The sequence below is a fragment of the Duganella sp. GW821-FHT07F09 genome (assembly GCF_059418705.1).
In genome coordinates this window covers 742,373-760,368 of sequence record NZ_JBWKQJ010000001.1, presented here as the reverse complement: position 1 = coordinate 760,368, position 17,996 = coordinate 742,373, and the positions used below count along the sequence as shown (strand labels likewise).

The following is a 17,996-nucleotide window of genomic DNA, read 5'->3' as shown; positions in this document are numbered from 1 at the left end:
CGATAACATATGTTAAGTGGCGTCTAAGTTTTTTGCCTCATATTGAATACATCTACAAAACCTCATTCAATTCAGGAGTGCATATGTCCCAAACTACTTCGTCCGGATCGAAGACCGCCAAGCGCGCAGTCGCCGCCGTGGCCGTGCTGGCCGCGATCGGCGCGGGCGGTGCGGTGGTGGTCCACCAGAACAGCGCGACGGCCGCCGGCGGCGCTCCTGTCGCCGTCGCCGCTGCGCCCGCCGCCGCCCAGGCCGCGCCCGTGGCCGTGCCGGCGCCCGGCATCTCGTTGCCGGACTTTAGCGTCGTGGCCGCCCACAACGGGCCGGCCGTGGTCAACATCAACGTCACCGGCAGCGTCAAGACCTCGTACGACGGCAACGGCCCGCAAGGGCGCGGCGATGCCTTCGGCGACGACCCGTTCATGGAATTCTTCCGCCGCTTCCAGGGCCAGCAGCAGCCGCGCGGCCAGCGCGACATGCCGACCCACGGCATGGGCTCGGGCTTCATCATCAGCGCCGACGGCATCATCCTGACCAACGCCCACGTGGTGCGCGACGCCCGCGAGGTGGTCGTCAAGCTCACCGACCGCCGCGAATTCCGCGCCAAGGTGCTCGGCTCCGATCCCAAGACCGACGTCGCCGTGCTCAAGATCGACGCCAAGAACCTGCCGGTCGTGCCGCTGGCCAAGACCGACAACCTGAAGGTGGGCGAGTGGGTGCTGGCGATCGGCTCGCCATACGGCCTCGACAACACCGTCACCGCCGGCGTCGTCAGCGCCAAGGGCCGCACCCTGCCGGACGATTCGTACGTGCCGTTCATCCAGACCGACGTCGCCGTCAATCCCGGCAACTCGGGCGGGCCGCTGTTCAACACGCGCGGCGAGGTGGTCGGCATCAACTCGCAGATCTACAGCCAGACCGGCGGCTACCAGGGCCTGTCGTTCGCGATCCCGATCGACGTCGCCACCAAGATCAAGGACCAGATCGTCTCCAAGGGCAAGGTCGAACACGCCAAGCTGGGCGTGACGGTGCAAGAGATCGACCAGAGCTTCGCCGAGTCGTTCAACCTGGCCACGCCGGAGGGCGCGCTGGTGGCCAACGTCGAGCGCGGCGGCCCGGCCGACAAGGCCGGCCTGCGTCCGGGCGACGTGGTGCGCACGATGAACGGCCAGAAGATCGTCAGTTCGATCGACCTGCCGGCCATGGTCGGCCTGGCCGAGCCGGGCTCGAAGATCAACCTGGAGGTGTGGCGCAACGGCAAATTGGTGCCGCTGACGGCGACCCTGGGCAACGCCAACGACAAGGTCGCCGCCGTCGCCCTCGACCGCCCCGACCAGTCCACCGCCAGGCTGAAACTGGGCTTGTCGCTGCGTCCGCTCGACCAGATGGAAAAACGCCAGTCCGGCATTCCCGGCGGCCTGGTGATCGAGGACGCCGGCGGCGCGGCCGCCAACGCCGGCATCCAGCCGGGCGACGTGCTGCTGTCGGTCAACGGCCTGGCGGTCAACACCGTCGACCAGGTGCGCCAGGTGGTCGACAAGTCCGGCAAGTCGGTGGCGTTGCTGATCCAGCGCGGAGATGAGAGAATCTTCATCCCGGTGCGACTGGGCTGATCCGGGCCGGCAATGTGCAACACCCCTGGCGGAATTCGACAATAACAAGAAAGGAAACACACTATGCGACTTCTGCTGGTGGAAGACGACACGATGATCGGCGAAGTGGTGCTCGACCTGCTGCGGGCCGAACACTACGCGGTCGACTGGGTCAAGGACGGCGACATGGCCGACACCGCGCTGCAAACGCAAACCTACGACCTGGTGCTGCTCGACCTGGGCCTGCCGCGCAAGGACGGCCTGGAGGTGCTGCGTTCGATGCGCGCGCGCAAGGAACTGACCCCGGTGCTGGTGGCCACCGCGCGCGACGCCAAGGAGCAGCGCATCGCCGGCCTCGACGCCGGCGCCGACGACTACGTGCTCAAACCCTACGACCTCGACGAGCTGCTGGCGCGCATCCGCGCCTTGCTGCGCCGCTCGGCCGGCCGCGCCGAGCCGGTGTTCGAACACGGCAACGTCTCGGTCAATCCGCAAACGCGCGAAGTGTTCGCCGACGGCAAGCAGGTCAACCTGTCGGCGCGCGAGTGGGCCGTGCTCGAAGCGCTGATCGCCCGCCCCGGCATCGTGCTGTCGCGGCACCAGCTGGAGGAAAAACTGTACAGCTGGAAGGACGAGGTCAACAGCAACGCCGTCGAGGTCTACATCCACGGCCTGCGCAAAAAGCTCGGCGCCGAGCTGATCCAGAACGTGCGCGGCCTCGGCTACATGGTGCCCAAGCTATGAAGGTGAAGGTGAAAATGCCCTCGCTGCCACGGGTGCCGGTGGTCACGCACTCGCTGCGGGGCAGGCTGCTGTGGTTTCTGCTGGCGGCCATCACCATGGCGGCGATCGCCCAGGCGCTGATCGCCTACCGCAGCGCGCTGAGCGACGCCGACCAGATCTTCGACTATCACATGCAACAAATGGCCATGTCGCTGCGTTCCAGCGCGACCCTGACCAACAAGGCCGCCGACGCCGTGGCCGACCCCGAAAACGACGACCTCGTGGTGCAGGTGTGGACGCCCGACGGCGCCCAGGTGTTCCGCTCGCTGTCGCGCGCGGCGCTGCCGCAGCGCGCCGTGCTGGGCTTTTCCAACGTCAAGGCCAACAACACCACCTACCGCATCTTCTCCGTGCAAACGAGCAATCAGACGGTGCAGGTCGCCCAGGACATGGCGGTGCGCCAGCGCATGGCCGGCACCCTGGCGTTGCGCACGGTCGGCCCGATCGCCGTCATGGCGCCGATTTTGATGCTGGTGGTGTGGTGGGTGGTCAGCGGCTCGCTCGCGCCCGTCTCGCGCGTGAAACGCCAGGTGGCCGCGCGCCAGGCCGACGATCTGTCGCCGGTGTCGGAAAACGATTTACCGGACGAGGTGCTGCCGCTGGTGCACGAGCTTAACTTGTTGTTCGGCCGCGTGCGCACCGCCTTCGAGGCGCAACAGCACTTCGTCGCCGACGCCGCCCACGAGCTGCGCTCGCCGCTGGCCGCGCTCAAACTCCAGGTGCTCAGCCTGGGGCGCGCGCAGGACGAGGCCGCGCGCAACGTCGCCATCGGCCGGGTCACGGCCGGCATCGAGCGCGCCACCCGGCTGGTCGAGCAACTGCTGGTGCTGGCGCGCCAGGAGGGCTCGGTCGACGACACGCGGATGGAGGCGCTCAGCCTGTCGGACCTGGTCAAGCGCACCCTGGGCGACATGGCCGGCCTGGCGCAGGCGCGCCAGATCGACCTCGGCCTGCACCACGCCGACGAGGCCGGCGTCGACGGCCAGCCCGACGCCCTCATCATCCTGCTGCGCAACCTGGTCGACAACGCCATCAAGTACACGCCGGCCGGCGGCACGGTCGATCTCGACCTGCGCCGCGTGCCGGGCAGCAAGTCGGCGCCGGGACGGGTGGTCCTCAGCGTCGAGGATTCCGGCCCCGGCATCCCCGCCGACGAGCGCGAGCGCGTGTTCAACCGCTTCTACCGCGTGCCCGGCAGCGCGGCCGGCGGCAGCGGCCTGGGCCTGGCCATCATCAAGTCCATCGCCGAGCGCCACGGCGCCGTGCTCACCCTCGACCAGTCCGCGCGTTTGGGCGGCTTGAAGGTCAAAGTCGATTTTCCCGAGACTGCGACGCCCACTCCGGTCTAAAATGCCCCTTTGACACAGGTTGGAGCGGCGTATGAAGAAGATCGGCTTTTCGGGGACGCTGGACCCGATCACGAACGGCCACATGTGGGTGATCAACGAGGCCCGCTCGATCGCGGACGAGGTGGTGGTCTTCCTGTCCGAAAACACCGCCAAGAAACCCAAGTTCACGGCCGAGGAGCGCAAGAGCATCATCGCGCTCAGCTGCGCCGAGCAGGGCTGGGACAACGTGCAGGTCGTCATCGTCAAGGGCGACTACACGGCGCGCGCGGCCAAGAAGCACGGCGCCGACTGCCTGATCCGCGGCATCCGCACCACGGCCGACTTCGACTATGAAAACCTGATCCAGCAAACCAACGTCGACGTGCTGCAGGGCGCCAAGACCATCTTCGTCATGCCGCCGCGCGACCTGGGCTCGGTCAGCTCGAGCTTCGTCAAGGCGCTCGAGGGGCCGATCGGCTGGAACTGGATCATGAAGAAATTCGTGCCCGGCCCGGCCTACCACGCCTGGGTGCTCAGCTGGCTGCGCAAGGAATGGGAAACGCTGTGGGACTACGCCCACGCCGACGTGCCGGCCATCGCCCACGCCGACCAATGGTTCGTGCGCCTGACCGGCGCCACCGCCTACGGCGGCGCCGACCGCCACTACCACAACCTCGACCACCTGGTGCACGGCCTGTGCGAGATCCGCGCCTGGGCCGCCAACACCGGCCCCGAGCCGGCCGACGTCGACATCGTCAAGCAGGCGTTCTGGTTCCACGACGCCGAGTACGGCCACCGGGGCGGGGCGGGCGAGCCGACCAACGAGGAGGCCAGCGCCCAATTGTGGCTGGGCAGCCACCTGGCGCAGGAGATGGACGACACGGCGCAACTGATACGCGCCACCGACCACTTCCAGGAGGCATCGATCACGCACCGGCTCAAGGACGTCATGCTCAGCGTCGACCTGGCCATCCTCGGCCAGGACGACGAGGTCTACCAGAACTACGCGCGCGGCATCCGGCGCGAATACAGCCATCTGCCGGACGTCAAATACCGCCAGGACCGGGGCGGCGCGCTGGCGCACCTGTGCCGCAAGGCCGAGGCGGGCCAGCTGTTCGGCAACGCCTACTTCGCCGACACCTACAACGAGCGCGCCATCGACAACATGCGGCGCGAGATGGCGGCGCTCGACGCCGGCTAGCGGACCATCCTGAAACGGCCCGGGTCCGGTGCCAACCTCGGAACCACGTAGGGCGGATTAGCGCAGCGTAATCGGCCATGGTGGCGCCGTCGGCGGCTCAAAAATGGCCGATTACGGCGTTCCGCCTAATCCGCCCTACGTGTTTTCGTGGTTTATGTCGCGGCACTTGCTCCGCGATCAAAAACGGTTCCAGTTGTTGCGGCGGTGCTCGGTCGCCTCCTTGAGCAGGTAGCCGGCGCGGCGCTCGTCCCTGGCGCTGTGGGCGTCGCCCAGCTGCACCGTCATCGCCAGCTCCTGCAGCGCCGGCGGGTACTCGTGCTCGGCCGCCTCCTCCAGCAATGCGCGCGCCCTGGCCGGGTCCCGTGCCACGCCGCGCCCCTCGCTATAGAAGTACGACAGCAGGAACATCGCGTGCGCGTTGCCGCCTTCGCTGGCGGCCGCCAGCCAGCGCGCGGCCAGCTGGTCGTCGCGCGCCACGCCGTCGCCGTTCTTGTACAGTTGGCCCAGCACCAGCGCCGCCCGCGCGTGCCGCTGCTGCGCCGCCAGCGCGTACCACGGCGCGGCCGCCGCCGGTTGCGCGGGCACGCCGGCCGCCACGCCCAGCCGCAACAGCTCGCCCAGCTGGAAAGCGGCCTCGATGTCGCCGCCGCGCGCCGCCTGCTCGAACAGCTTCAGCGCCTCGGCGCGCTGGTCCGGCCGGGTCTTGTACAACAGCGCCAGCTCGCGCTGGGCCACCGGCATGTGCTGGCCGGCCCACGCCATCAGCTTGCGCTCGGCGCCGGCGTCGGCCTGCTGCAGCGCCTTCATGCCGACCGTTTCGATCTGCGCCGCGTCGGGCGGATCGCGCTGGATCCGGCACGCCTGGGTCCCGAGCAGCAGCGCCGACGCCAGCGCCGCCGCCACCATCGTCATCGAAGGTTTTTTCATCGCCGCGCTCCCCGGTTTATTTGCTCAGATCGATCGTGTACTTGGCGAAGCCGCTAGCGTCCAGCGCGCCCTCGGCGGTGACGGCGGTGATGCCGCTGCTTTTCGCCAGCGCCAGGTGGCCGGGCGCCGAGCGCAGGATCACCGGACCGGCCGTGGCCGTCTTGACGAAGCTCCAACTGCGCGCGCTGCCGTTGTCGGCCAGCGTGACCTTGCCGGTCGACGCGCCCAGCGCCGCCAGGTAGTTGCTCACCACGGTCTGGTTGGCGTCCGGCGACTTGATGATGGTCTTGCTGCCGTCGATGCCGGGCACGGCGCCGCCGCCGCCGGCGCGGTAATCGTTGGTGGCGACGATGAAGTCGTCGCCGTCGGCCACCGGCTTGCCCAGGTAGGTCAGGTTGACGATGCGCGCGCCGGCCGGTTTGGTGACGTCGATCTGGTACGTCAGCGCGTTGTTCTCGGCATAGAACACGTCGTAGTTATAGATCGTGCCGTAGCTCGGCACCAGGTCCTGCTCGGAGGTCCTGGCCGGGTCGATCTGGCCGAACTGCTTGGCGGCCGTCTCCAGCCAGGCTTTCAAGTCGGAACCCTTGATCTTGACCGCCTGCAGGTTGTTGTTGCTGTACAGGTAGAGGTCGCCCGGGTTGCGCACCTGCAGACCGATCGGCGCGGCGGCGCTGGCGCCGGGCGCGACGTCGGTGAAGTCCGACGGCCCGTTGCGGCCGGCCTTGAACGGCGCGCTGCACGAGATCACAGGAATGTTCTTGTAGCTGGCGAGGGTGGTATCGGTGCTGGCGGCGATGAATTTTTTCACATAGTCGAGCTGCGCCTGGTTGACCAGCTGGATCGCGCTGACGTCGCCGGCCAGCGCGAAGTAGGCCGACATCTCGAAGTCGGTCGCCACGCCCAGCGGCTGCCTGGCGTAGGCGATCGTGGCGGCGTGCTCGGCGGCGACCAGCGGCGCGATGGCCGGATCGGCCTTGACGATGGTGGCGCCGTCGGAGTACTTGAAGCCGCGCGACTCGACCGTCGTCCTGGCCGGCTGCACCACCCACTTGCCGCCCGTGTAGGCCAAGGTCATCTTGATGATGCCCAGGCGCCGGCCCCAGCTTTGCGCCATCACGGTCGGCACGCCGTTGACGAAGCCGTTGACGGCGTCGATTTTGGCGCTGGCCGGGAAGGCGGCGAACGAGGCGTCCAGGGCGGCGGCGCCCGGCTCCTTGCCTTTCGGGAAGATCAAGTGCGAGTGGCCGATCATCAGCGCGTCGATGCCGGTGGTGGTCAGGTGGTAGCTGCCGTTCTCCATCTTCGGGCTGTACGGGCCCGGATCGAGGCCGCCGTGCGACAGCGCCACGACCAGGTCGGCGCCCTTGGCGCGCAGCTCGGGCACGTATTGCTTGGCCGCCTCCTGCACGCCGGTGACGGCGACCTTGCCGGCCAGGTTCTTCTGGTCCCATTCGAGGATCTGGGGCGGCACAAAGCTCAGCAGGCCGATGTTCATTTTGACGTCGAACTTGCCGCCGTCGGGCGCGGTGGCCGAGAAGGTGCGCGGCAGCATGACATACGGTTGCACGATCGGCTTGCCGCTGGCCACGCCGGTGACGTTGGTCAAGGTCAGCGGGAAGGCCGGGGCGCCGCAGGTGCCGCCCGGCTTGGCCACGCCGGGGATGCCGAAGTCGGTGTTGGTGATCTGGCTCAGCAGCGGCAAGCCGTAGTTGAACTCATGGTTGCCGAAACCGCCGCCGTCGTACTTCATCGCGTTCATGGCCTTGTGCACGGCCATCGTCTCGGAACAAGGGATCGGTTTGGTGACGGCCTGTAAATCGCCCAGCAGGGTGCCCTGGATGGTGTCGCCGTCGTCGAGCAGCACGTTGTTGGGGGTCTCGGCGCGGGCGGCCGCCACGAGCGTGGCGGTGCGTTCGAGGCCCAGGCTGGTGTCCTCGGCCAGCGAGTAATAGTTATAGCTCATCACGTTGGCATGGATGTCGGTGGTCTCCATCAACGCCAGGGTCACGGTGCTACCTTCGGGAACGGCCGGCGCCGGATTGGACTCGCCGCCACAACCGACCACGCCCGCCGCCACCAACGCCGCCGCCATCACCGAATTCGTTCTCATCGCACCCTCGAAAATGTATAAAAATCAAGGTGGCGACTTTAACGAAACTACATGACCGCGCTGTGACAAGCGTTAATGTTTGCGCATTTAATTGCCGGCCCAAACCCCGGGGTCAGTGCCGACATTCGGACACAGGCGCAGCCGTATCACGCATCAGCACGTGTCCGAATGTCGGCACTGACCCCGCTGTTGGGTCAATAGGCCCACAGCGGGCCGGTTTTGCCGTTGACCGTGGCGCCCTCCATGACGACGAACACGCGGCGCCCGTAGAAGAACGGCAGGCCCCAGTCGAAAGTGTCGCCGTTGCCGGCGCTGGAGATGCCCGTCAGCGGGCCGCCCACCTGCGCGGCCTGGACGGTCGACGCCAGTTGCACCAGGTTGACGATGTTGAAGGCGACCGCGCCGCTGGCGCTGCCGTCGGCGGCGCTGTTGGTCGCGCTCAGCGCCAATGTCGCGGCCGGACAGAAGAAGTCGCCCCCGGAGCAGGTGCGGATCGTCGCGTCGGTGAAGAAGTAGCCGTTCGAGCCGCTGTCGATGAAGCTCGAGCCGTACGTCTTGCCCTTGTAGGTGGTGCTGAAGTCGCCGCCGCCGTCGGTCGTGAACACCGTCTCGCCGCCGATGGTGTTGTTCGCTTGCGTGTCGACGCCGAAGATCAAGGTGCCGCTGACCGACGTCAGGCCGGCCGCGCCCACCGCCGGCAGGCTCACCAGCACGCCGTTGTTGTTGACGGCGAAGGCGGACACCGGATTGACGACCTGCGACGCCAGCGGCATGGCGCTGGCCGTGCAGGCGCCGCCGGCGCACGCGTAATAAGTGCCGGCGATGGCCGCCCGCGCGCAGGCGGCGCCGCAATCCTGCTTGAACAGGCCGACGCCGAGGATGCCCTTGGCGCCCAGCGCGGCCAAGGTGCCGAGGTTGTTGCCGGCGCTGCTGCAGTCGGCCGGCGTGGCGGCGTAGCCGGCCCCGGTGTCGCCGATGACCTGGATCGGGATGCCGGCGGCCACCTCGTCGGCCATCTTGACGTCGGCCCGGCGCACCGCGCCCCAGGTGTAGCCGCTGATGAACTTGCCGCATTCGGCGGCGTTGGCGCCGGACGGGGCCTTGACGGCCGGCAGCGCCAGGCCCGTGTCGAGCGCGGACGCCAGCAGGCGCAGGCCGTAGGAGCCGGTGTCGAGCATCACGTGATCGACCGTCTGACAGGTGGCGGTGCCCGGCCGGCACACCGTCACGGTGACGTAGGGGACGTTGATGACGCCGCCCACGCCGGCCGGGCCGCTGTCGACGCTGATGGTGGTGCTGTTCGACAGCGCCGCCGTCACGCTCAGCGCGGCGCTGGCGTTGGCGGTGCCGCCGTCGCCGCTGCACGCCAAGCTGTAGGTGAAGTTGCCGGCGCCGGCCGGGGTCACCGTCACCGCGCCGGACGCGGCCCGGGCGCCGCTCCAGGCGCCGCTGGCCACGCAGCCGGTGGCGTTGGCCGACGACCAGCTCAGCACCGAGGTTTGGGCGGTGCTGATGTTGGCCGGCGCCAGGGCCAGATTGGCGGTGGGGGCCGGCGGCGGGGTGCTCACGACCACCGCGGCGGTGCCACTGGCGCCGCCGCAGGTGAGCGTGTAGTTGGCCGTGCCGGCGGCGCCGGCGGTGACCGTTAGCGTGCCGCTGGCCGCGCGCGCGCCGCTCCAGGCGCCGGCGGCAACGCAGCCGGCGGCCGGCGCATTGCTCACGCTCCAGCTCAGGGTGACGACCTGGCCGACGGTGGTAGCCGTCGGCGTGGCGCCGATGCTCACCACCGGGGTGGCGGCAGTGGGGGTGCCGGCATTGCCGCTGCCCCCACCGCCGCCACAGGCGCCCAGCGCCAGGCAGAGCAGGGCGCCGGCCAGGCGGGCGGTCCGGGGCGCGCCGGCGCCGTGCTGGGGTGATCTCATGCGCCGGTCCTAGTCGATAGTGGCGGTGTCGAAGCCGGCCGGCAGCGCGCTGGGGATCCAGGCGTGGCCGGCGAATGCGCGCATGTGGCCGCTCGAGACCAGCACCACGTCGGACTGGTTGAGCGCCAGCTGCGAGTGGCCGGCGCGGGCCCGCTGGCCGGCGGCGCCGGTCATCACGGCGAATTTTTCGCCCAGCAAGGTGCGCAGGTCCGGCAGCGTGGGGCCGCGCCAGCTGACGGCGAACACCTTGCCGGCCGTGTCGCTGTATTCGCGCACGACGGTGCCGCTGTCGAGGGTGCTCTGGCTGACGGTGTAGACCGAGTCGGTGGCGGCGGCCGTTGCGCCGGCGGCGGCGCCGGTGGCGGCCAGGCGGCGGGCGGTGGCCGGCGCGGCGCCGAAGTCGGACGGCGAACCGCCCAGCGCGGCATAGGCGAGCGCGCCTTGCAGCAGCGTGAGGAAGAACATGAGGGCGATCGCGTGGCGCATGGCGTGCTCCGTTGCCTGGAATTAAGACAAGTGTAGGCCGCGATCGGGTTCAATTGCGTTAGTGAAATGTAAGCAAACGTAAAACGGATGAAAAACGGCGCCGAGTGGGCGCCATTGTCATCGTGGCCTGAGCCAGTGCTTGACCTCGGATCCACGTAGGGCGGATTAGGCGGCACGCCGTAATCCGCCATCTACGCGCCGCCGACGGCGCATGCATGGCGGATTACGCTTCGCTAATCCGCCCTACGTGTTTCCGTGGGCTCGCATGCGGTGTGGCCCCGTTTGACATTCGCGGATTAGAAACGCACCCACAGGCGGCCGAAGTAGGAGGCGCCGTTCAGGCCGAACTGCACGCTCTCGTACTTGAAGCCGTTGTCGGTCTGGTCCGGGTCCTGCGAGGTCGGCTTGACGTTGAAGATGTTGTTGCCGCCCAGCGTGAACTTCATGTTCTTGTTGATCGTGTACGTGAAGCTCAGGTCGGCCGAGGTTTTCGACTCGTAGCGCTGGTTCGCCACGCCGTTGGCGGTGCCGTCGAAGGTGCCCAGGGTCTGCGGACCGAAGTGGATGATCTTGAAGTCGGTCTCCAGCGCGCCGGTGACGAAGTCGAAGCCCAGGGTGACCTTCGATTTCGGCGCGCCCTGTTCGATATACAAACGCTCCTTCTCCGACAGCAGCACGTCCTCGAAGCCTTGCAGCGCGGCCGGCGCGTGGATGCCGGTGACCTCGGTCTTGCTGGCGTTGAGCGCCAGGTAGGTGGTCAGGCGGTTGGCGCCGAAGTTGGCCTTGTGCGAGGCGGTCAGGTCCAGGCCTTGCGTCTTGGTGTCGACCGAGTTGACGAAGAATTGCGCCTCGCCCACGCCCAGCGCGGCCAGGCGGTCGGCCAGGTCGGGGTAGTTGTCGGCGTTGAAGCGGCCCGACAGCACGATGCGGTCCTTGATCTTGATGCGGTACAGGTCGGCGGTGATGGAGATGGCGTCGTTCGGGGTCCAGGTCGTGCCCAGGGTGAAGCTGGTCGACTTCTCCTCCTTCAGTTTGGGGATGCCGGCCGCGTTGGCGACCACGCCGCCGTTGGGCGCGAGCACCACTTCCTTCGGCACGCCGCCGATGAAGTCGGTGAAGGTGGTCGACAGGTGGCTTTGCTGCAGCGACGGCGCGCGGAAGCCGGTGCTGGCCGAGCCGCGCAGCAGGGTGCTCGGCAGCACGCGCACCGAGCCGGCCAGCTTGCCCGTCACGGTCGAGCCGAAGTCGCTGAATTTTTCATAGCGCACCGCCGCCTGGGCCTTGACGGCGTCGGTCAGGTCGGCCTCGAGGTCGAGGTAGGCGGCGTTGCTGTGGCGCTTGGCCTTGGTCTCGTCGCCCGGCTGGAAGCCGGGGAAGCCCTGGCTGCCGGCGTTGCCGCCGTTGCCGACGCCGTCGGCGTCGATGTAGGAGCCGCGCTCGCCGGCGAAGATCTTGAATTCCTCGCTGCGGTATTCGCCGCCGAAGGCGACGTTCAGGCCGCCCCCGAGCACGCCGTCGTAGTAGCGCGACAGGTCGACGTTGGTGGTCAGTTGCTCGAACGAGAAGCCGCCGGCGTCGAAGGCGCTGGCGCTGACGCCGCGGCCGCCGCCGAGCAGGTCTTGGTTGGCGATCGAGGCGTTGATCGTGTTGCTGATGTTGTACATCATCTTGTTGTAGCCGTAGGTCTGCGACAAGTCGGTGTTCCATTCGCCCAGCTTGATGCGGTGGCCGACGGTGCCGTAGCGGTCGTCGATCTTGGCGTTGATGAACGGGACAAAGCCGTTCGGATACATGGCGGCCGAGTTGCGGCTCGGGATGTCGTCCGAGCCGACGCCGCCGCGCGCGAACGCGGCCGACGAACCGTCGCGCTTCTGGGCGCCGGCGGTGAAGTACAGCTTGCCGGTGCCGGTGGTCGGCAGCTCGCCGTTCAGATAAATGGTCTGGTTCTCGGTCTTGGTGTCGCCGATGATGCGCGGGTTGTCGGCCTCGGCGCGGTTCGAGCGGCCACGGTCGAGGTATTCGCCGGTGATGCCGACGACGCCGCCGTTGCCGATGCTAAAGCCGCAGTAGGCCGAGCCGAGCCAGTTCTCGCCGTCGCCGGCCGAGTACTGGCTGTAGCCGGCGACGGCTTCGCAGCCGAGGCTCTTTTTGAGGCCGATGTCCATGACGCCGGCGATCGCGTCCGAGCCGTACTGGGCGGCGGCGCCGTCGCGCAGCACCTGCACGTCCTTGATGGCCAGCATCGGGATGGCGTTGAGGTCGGTGCCGGTGTTGCCGCGGTTGCGCGCGCCGAACAGGTTGACCAGCGCGGTGGTGTGGCGGCGCTTGCCGTTGACCAGCACCAGCGTCTGGTCCGAGCCGAGGCCGCGCAGCGCGGCCGAGTCGACCAGGTCGGCGCCGTCCGAGCCGCTCTGGCGGGTCGAGTTGAACGATGGCGAGATGTAGGTCAGCGACTGCGCCAGGTCGAACTGGCCGCCCTGTTCGGACACCTTGTTCATCGGAATGATATCGACCGGCACCACCGTGTCGGTGGCCGACGAGGTGGCGCGGCGCGAGCCGACCAGGGTGACCGTTTGCATGGGAGCTGCGGCGGCCTCGGCCGGCGTGGTCTGGGCGTGGACGGCGGGACTCAGGCTCAGCGCGGTCGCGCCATAGAGGGTGAATAAGACGGCGTTGCGTAAGGTGGTGTTGGCTGGCACGTTTCGGCTCCCATGAAAAATTTGATTCTATTCAAATAATTTATATTGATATGGGTTTTCTGCCAATTTTGCGTTTAAACACTATTTAGTGTTGTTTTGACGCGCCAACCGGCGCCGCGCGGTGTCCGGGCTACGTAGTGTTACGGATGCCGGGCCGGGCGGATGAACTCGGCGCCGCCCGCTATTAAAATGATTACGCAGCGGAAGCGGGTACCGGGTGTAGAATACTGTATATAAAAACAGTATTCATCATGAGCTTTTCATCGCCACCATCGTCGCAGGGACTGCCGGCCTACGCCGAGCTGTTCTGCATAAGCAACTTTTCCTTCCTGCAGGGCGCCTCGCGGCCGGAGGAGCTGGTCGCGCGCGCGGTCGAGCTCGATTATGCGGGGCTGGCCATCACCGACGAGTGCTCGCTGGCCGGCGTGGTGCGCGCGCACGCGGCGGCCAAGGAGGCCGGCTTGCCGCTGGTCATCGGCAGCCATTTCCACCTGAAAAACCCGGACGGCAGCGCCGCGCTGTCGCTGATCGCGCTGGCCAGGAACCGCGACGGCTACGGCAATTTGTGCGAGCTGATCACCATCGCCCGCAACCGGGTCGCCAAGGGCAGCTACCTGCTGACACCGGCAGACCTGGCCGCGCCGGCGCCGGCCTACGCGCATTTGAAGGGCTTGCCGGACTGCCTGATGATACTGCTGCCGCACTATCCGGCGCACCAGCCCGGCGACGTCGACCGGTTGCACGCGCAGGCGGCATGGATGGAGGCGACCTTTCCGGGGCGCGCGTGGATGGGGCTGAACCTGCTGCAGCGCGCCTTCGACGAGGCGCACCGCCTCAGCATAGCCGAGGTGGCGTTGCAGCACGGCATGGCGGTGGTGGCGGTGGGGCAGGTGTGCATGCATGTGCGCTCGCGCAAGCCGCTGCACGACACGCTGACGGCGGTGCGGGTGGGCAAGCCGGTCGGCGAGTGCGGCTATGCTCTGGCGCAGAACGCCGAGCAGCATTTGCGTCCGCGCCTGCGGCTGGCCAACCTGTATCCGCCGGCGGCGCTGTTCGAGACCTTGCGCATCATGCAGGAGTGCACCTTCAAGCTGACCGAGCTGCGCTACGAGTATCCGCGCGAGCTGGTGCCGGCCGGCCACACGCCGGCCAGCTACCTGCGCCAGGAAACCTATGACGGCGCGGCGCGGCGCTTCCCGGCAGGGTTGTCGGACAAGGTGCGCGGCCAGATCGAAAAGGAGCTGGAACTGATCGCCGAGCTGGAATACGAACCGTATTTCCTGACCGTCTACGACATCGTGCGCTTCGCCCGCGACCAGGGCATCCTGTGCCAGGGGCGCGGCTCGGCCGCCAACTCTGTGGTGTGTTTCTGCCTCGGCGTGACCGAGGTCGACCCCGAGCGCAGCAACATGCTGACCGGGCGTTTCATCTCGCGCGAGCGCAACGAGCCGCCCGACATCGACGTCGACTTCGAGCACCAGCGGCGCGAGGAGGTGATCCAGTACATCTATAAAAAATACGGTGCCGACCGCGCCGCGCTGGCGGCCGTCGTCATCAGCTACCGGCCCAAGAGCGCGCTGCGCGACAGCGGCAAGGCGCTCGGCGTCGACCTGGCCATCGTCGAGAAGGTGGCCAAGGCGCACCATTGGTTCGACAGCCGCCACGACCTGCTCGGACGGCTGGCCGAGTGCGGACTCGACCCGGACTCGCAACTGGCGCAGCAATGGGCCTCGCTGGCGATGACGCTGCTGGGCTTTCCGCGCCACCTGTCGCAGCACCCGGGCGGATTCGTCATCTCGCACGAGAAGTTGTCGCGGCTGGTGCCGATCGAGGCGGCCACGATGGAGGGGCGCTGCGTGATCCAGTGGGATAAGGACGATTTGGAGGAGCTCGGGCTGATGAAGGTCGACGTGCTGGCGCTGGGCATGCTGTCGGCGCTGCGGCGCGCGCTCGACATGGTGGCCGGGCGGCGTGGCACGCCGTTCCGCATGCAGGACATCCCGGCCGAGGACAAGCCCACGTACGCGATGATGTGTCAGGCCGATACTATCGGCGTGTTCCAGATCGAGTCGCGCGCGCAGATGAGCATGCTGCCACGGCTGCGGCCCAAGGTCTTCTACGACCTGGTCATCGAGGTGGCGCTGGTGCGGCCCGGACCGATCCAGGGCGGCATGGTGCATCCGTATTTGCAGCGCCGCATCAATCCCAAGCTCATCGACTATCCACACGGCCTGAAGGAGGCGCTGGGCCGCACCCTGGGAGTGCCGATTTTCCAGGAGCAGGTGATGCAGATCGCCGTCATCGCCGCCGGCTTCAGCGAGGGCGAGGCCGACCAGTTGCGGCGCGCGATGGCGGCCTGGAAGCGCAAGGGCGGCGTCGATAAATACCATGCGCGCATCGTCACCGGCATGACCGAGCGCGGTTATGAACTGGAGTTCGCTGAATCGATCTTCCGCCAGATCCAGGGCTTCGGCGAATACGGCTTTCCCGAGTCGCACGCGGCCAGCTTCGCGCTGCTGACCTATGCCAGCTCCTGGCTCAAATGCCACGAACCGGCCGCCTTCCTGTGCGCGCTGCTCAACAGCCAGCCGATGGGGTTCTACAGCCCGTCGCAACTGGTGCAGGACGCCAGGCGCCACGGCGTGGTGGTGCGCGAGATCGATGTCACCATCAGCGGCTGGGACTCGTCGCTGGAGGAGCCGGCGGGCAAGCACGGGCAGCCTGCGGTGCGGCTCGGCCTGTCGATGATGAAGGGCATGCGCGACGGCGCCGCCCAGCGCATCGAAGCGGCGCGTGCGCAGGCGCCGTTCGCCGGCGTCGCCGACCTGGCGCGGCGCGCCGACCTGGACCGCCACGACCTGCAGGTGCTGGCCGCCGGCAACGCGCTGGTGCACCTGGCCGGCAACCGCCGCCAGGCGCTGTGGCAGGCGGTCGGCGCCGCGCCGGACAAGGACCTGCTGCGTCCGACCACGCCGGACGAGGAGGCGCCGCTGTTGGCGCCACCGACCGAGGGCGAGGAAATCCTCGGCGACTACCGCTCGCACGGCCTGACCTTGGGCCGCCATCCGCTGGCGCTGTTGCGCGCCAAGCTGCTCGAGCACCGCTTCCTGCCCGCGTCCACCCTCAACACCTACACCAACGGCATGCTGGCGCGCGCCTGCGGCATGGTCACGGTGCGGCAGCGGCCCGGCACGGCCAAGGGCGTGCTGTTCATCACCCTTGAGGACGAGACCGGCAACGTCAACGTCATCATCTGGCCCAAGCTGGTCGAGGAGCAGCGCCGAGAGGTGCTGAGCGCGCCGCTACTGGGCGTGTACGGCGTCTGGCAACAGGACGGCATCGTGCGCCACCTGGTGGCCAAGCGGCTGGTCGACATGTCGCACCTGCTGGGCCGCCTGCCGACCATCAGCCGTGATTTTTGTTGAGGTGGAATTTCCGCCCCGACGGCGCCCCCATTTCGGGGGGAGTGCGGAGCGCGAACTTGCGCCGCACCGCCACCGCGGACGCAAATTCAGGCAAGCTGATTGGGACGCGCATTCGCGATTGTCCGCCATCACTGTCACCACTGCCCAACCAAGGAGAACGACCCATGCAAGACACCCCACATTCCAAACCCAGTGCACTGCCCACAGGCGGCGGCGCCGCGCTGCTCGATCCCGCCGATACCTTGGTGCTGCTGTTGGACCACCAGTCCGGGCTCTTCCAGACCGTCAAGGATATCGCCGTGGCCGACCTGCGACGGAATGTGGAGACGATCGCCAGGCTGTGCACCTTGCTCAAGATTCCGGTGATCACCACCGCCTCGGAGCCGGCCGGCAGCAACGGTCCGCTGATGCCCGAAATCCACCAGTACGCCCCGCATGCCGTCTATGTGCCGCGCAAGGGCGAGGTCAACGCCTGGGACAATGCCGACTTTGTCGGGGCGGTGCGCGCCAGCGGCCGTAAGACCTTGGTGATGGCGGGCGTGTGGACCAGTGTTTGCGTGATGTTCCCGGCGCTTGACGCCGTCGCGGCGGGCTACGATGTCTATGCGGTCATCGACGCCTCCGGCGATCCGAGCGAGATGGCCTCCCGCGTCTCCGTCGCGCGCTTCGTGCAGGGTGGCGTCAAACCCACCTCGACCAACGCGTTGTTATCGGAACTGCACCGCACCTGGGCGCGCCCGGAAGCGGCGGAGCTGGCCAAGCTGTATGGCCTGGTCGCGCCAAACTACGCGGCCGTGGCGGAGAGCTATGCGCGTGCACAGCAGGCGGTGCGGGACGCGGCCTAGGATCCACTTGGTAGCCAAGCGATTGGTCGACATGTCGCACTTGCCAGGCCGACTGTCGACCATCAGCTGCGATTTTGAAGTTCTGGCAGAATGGCCGGATGAACAAACTGACCATACGCCAGGCACGGCCGGGCGACGCCGCCGCCATCAGCGCGTTGATCGTCCCGCTGCTGCCATTGCTGACCTTGGAGCCAAGTGGCGCCGGCGCGGAGAAATTTATCGAAACCATGCAGCCGCCCGCGATCGAACGTGTGTTGGCGGACGAGCGTTACGACTACCAGTTGGGCCATGTCGCTGATGAGCTGGCCGGCGTGGTGGCGGTGCGCGACCACGCGCATTTGTACCATTTGTTCGTGGCGGCCAAGTGGCAAGGTAGGGGCTTTGGCCGGCTACTGTGGCAGGCGGCCAGGGAACGCGCGCTTGGCGAGAACGCGGATGGCGCATTCACCGTCAACTCGTCGGCGTTCGCGCTGGAAATGTACCGTCACCTGGGATTCGTTCCCGCCAGCCCGCGTGCCGAGCACGACGGCATCGCCTACATTCCAATGCGTTTGCCTGCGCCTGCGTAAGCGGTGTGTGTATGGGGTGAGCCCACGCCACTCCGTGCGGGAACCTTACTCTTTTGGCTGTCGGTTTCTGTCTCTTTTTGTCTTTTTTGAACTCCAGTTCGGTCTT

At 67.6% G+C, this 17,996-nt stretch carries 12 protein-coding genes; 7 read left to right on the top strand and 5 right to left on the bottom strand.

What is annotated here, in order from left to right; translation table 11 throughout:
- Nucleotides 1-83 precede the first annotated feature (83 nt).
- The 4 genes from AC07P1_RS03490 to coaD all read left to right on the top strand — a co-directional run bounded on the left by AC07P1_RS03490 (nt 84) and on the right by coaD (nt 4,904).
- On the top strand, nt 84-1,613 hold the full coding sequence (locus AC07P1_RS03490; protein WP_494694512.1) for a DegQ family serine endoprotease: 1,530 nt from the start codon (nt 84-86) through the stop codon (nt 1,611-1,613).
- Between the two features lie 63 nt (nt 1,614-1,676).
- Nucleotides 1,677-2,336 carry a response regulator gene (locus AC07P1_RS03485; RefSeq protein ID WP_494694511.1) on the top strand — a complete coding sequence of 220 codons (660 nt, stop codon included), beginning with the start codon at nt 1,677-1,679 and terminating at the stop codon, nt 2,334-2,336.
- 14 nt (nt 2,337-2,350) lie between these two features.
- A complete protein-coding gene (locus AC07P1_RS03480; RefSeq protein ID WP_494694510.1) occupies nt 2,351-3,724 on the top strand; it encodes an ATP-binding protein in 1,374 nt (457 codons plus the stop codon).
- 31 nt (nt 3,725-3,755) lie between these two features.
- Nucleotides 3,756-4,904: a pantetheine-phosphate adenylyltransferase gene (coaD, locus tag AC07P1_RS03475; RefSeq protein ID WP_494694509.1), complete on the top strand. Its 1,149-nt coding sequence runs from the start codon at nt 3,756-3,758 to the stop codon at nt 4,902-4,904.
- 177 nt (nt 4,905-5,081) lie between these two features.
- On the opposite strand, the gene AC07P1_RS03470 is transcribed toward coaD, so the two are convergent.
- The 5 genes from AC07P1_RS03470 to AC07P1_RS03450 form a co-directional block, all read right to left on the bottom strand.
- Nucleotides 5,082-5,831, bottom strand: coding sequence for a tetratricopeptide repeat protein (locus AC07P1_RS03470; protein ID WP_494694508.1), 750 nt, complete (start codon nt 5,829-5,831; stop codon nt 5,082-5,084).
- 16 nt (nt 5,832-5,847) lie between these two features.
- Complete coding sequence (locus AC07P1_RS03465; RefSeq protein ID WP_494694507.1) at nt 5,848-7,944, bottom strand: bifunctional 2',3'-cyclic-nucleotide 2'-phosphodiesterase/3'-nucleotidase; 2,097 nt, start codon at nt 7,942-7,944, stop codon at nt 5,848-5,850.
- 194 nt (nt 7,945-8,138) lie between these two features.
- Nucleotides 8,139-9,866, bottom strand: coding sequence for a DUF3443 family protein (locus AC07P1_RS03460; RefSeq protein WP_494694506.1), 1,728 nt, complete (start codon nt 9,864-9,866; stop codon nt 8,139-8,141).
- Nucleotides 9,867-9,875: 9 nt separating this feature from the next.
- Nucleotides 9,876-10,352 (bottom strand): DUF2844 domain-containing protein, encoded by a 477-nt coding sequence (locus AC07P1_RS03455; protein WP_494694505.1) that lies wholly within the window; start codon nt 10,350-10,352, stop codon nt 9,876-9,878.
- 296 nt (nt 10,353-10,648) lie between these two features.
- Complete coding sequence (locus tag AC07P1_RS03450) at nt 10,649-13,051, bottom strand: TonB-dependent receptor plug domain-containing protein (protein ID WP_494694504.1); 2,403 nt, start codon at nt 13,049-13,051, stop codon at nt 10,649-10,651.
- A 251-nt stretch (nt 13,052-13,302) separates the two neighbouring features.
- Here AC07P1_RS03450 and AC07P1_RS03445 point away from each other — a divergent pair, with 251 nt between their 5' ends.
- From AC07P1_RS03445 to AC07P1_RS03435, 3 genes are all read left to right on the top strand, one after another.
- Nucleotides 13,303-16,476, top strand: a complete 3,174-nt coding sequence (locus tag AC07P1_RS03445) for an error-prone DNA polymerase (RefSeq protein ID WP_494694503.1) — start codon at nt 13,303-13,305, stop codon at nt 16,474-16,476.
- Nucleotides 16,477-16,640: 164 nt separating this feature from the next.
- Nucleotides 16,641-17,321: an isochorismatase family protein gene (locus AC07P1_RS03440; protein ID WP_494694502.1), complete on the top strand. Its 681-nt coding sequence runs from the start codon at nt 16,641-16,643 to the stop codon at nt 17,319-17,321.
- A gap of 98 nt (nt 17,322-17,419) precedes the next feature.
- Nucleotides 17,420-17,890 carry a GNAT family N-acetyltransferase gene (locus AC07P1_RS03435; protein WP_494694501.1) on the top strand — a complete coding sequence of 157 codons (471 nt, stop codon included), beginning with the start codon at nt 17,420-17,422 and terminating at the stop codon, nt 17,888-17,890.
- The last annotated feature ends 106 nt before the right edge of the window (nt 17,891-17,996 follow it).

Excerpts from the sequence above, each read along its gene's own strand:
- AC07P1_RS03490 (WP_494694512.1), top strand. The coding sequence starts at position 84 with ATGTCCCAAACTACTTCGTCCGGATCGAAGACCGCCAAGCGCGCAGTC.
- AC07P1_RS03485 (WP_494694511.1), top strand. The coding sequence starts at position 1,677 with ATGCGACTTCTGCTGGTGGAAGACGACACGATGATCGGCGAAGTGGTG.
- AC07P1_RS03480 (WP_494694510.1), top strand. The coding sequence starts at position 2,351 with ATGCCCTCGCTGCCACGGGTGCCGGTGGTCACGCACTCGCTGCGGGGC.
- coaD (WP_494694509.1), top strand. The coding sequence starts at position 3,756 with ATGAAGAAGATCGGCTTTTCGGGGACGCTGGACCCGATCACGAACGGC.
- AC07P1_RS03470 (WP_494694508.1), bottom strand. The coding sequence starts at position 5,831 with ATGAAAAAACCTTCGATGACGATGGTGGCGGCGGCGCTGGCGTCGGCG.
- AC07P1_RS03465 (WP_494694507.1), bottom strand. The coding sequence starts at position 7,944 with ATGAGAACGAATTCGGTGATGGCGGCGGCGTTGGTGGCGGCGGGCGTG.
- AC07P1_RS03460 (WP_494694506.1), bottom strand. The coding sequence starts at position 9,866 with ATGAGATCACCCCAGCACGGCGCCGGCGCGCCCCGGACCGCCCGCCTG.
- AC07P1_RS03455 (WP_494694505.1), bottom strand. The coding sequence starts at position 10,352 with ATGCGCCACGCGATCGCCCTCATGTTCTTCCTCACGCTGCTGCAAGGC.
- AC07P1_RS03445 (WP_494694503.1), top strand. The coding sequence starts at position 13,303 with ATGAGCTTTTCATCGCCACCATCGTCGCAGGGACTGCCGGCCTACGCC.
- AC07P1_RS03440 (WP_494694502.1), top strand. The coding sequence starts at position 16,641 with ATGCAAGACACCCCACATTCCAAACCCAGTGCACTGCCCACAGGCGGC.
- AC07P1_RS03435 (WP_494694501.1), top strand. The coding sequence starts at position 17,420 with ATGAACAAACTGACCATACGCCAGGCACGGCCGGGCGACGCCGCCGCC.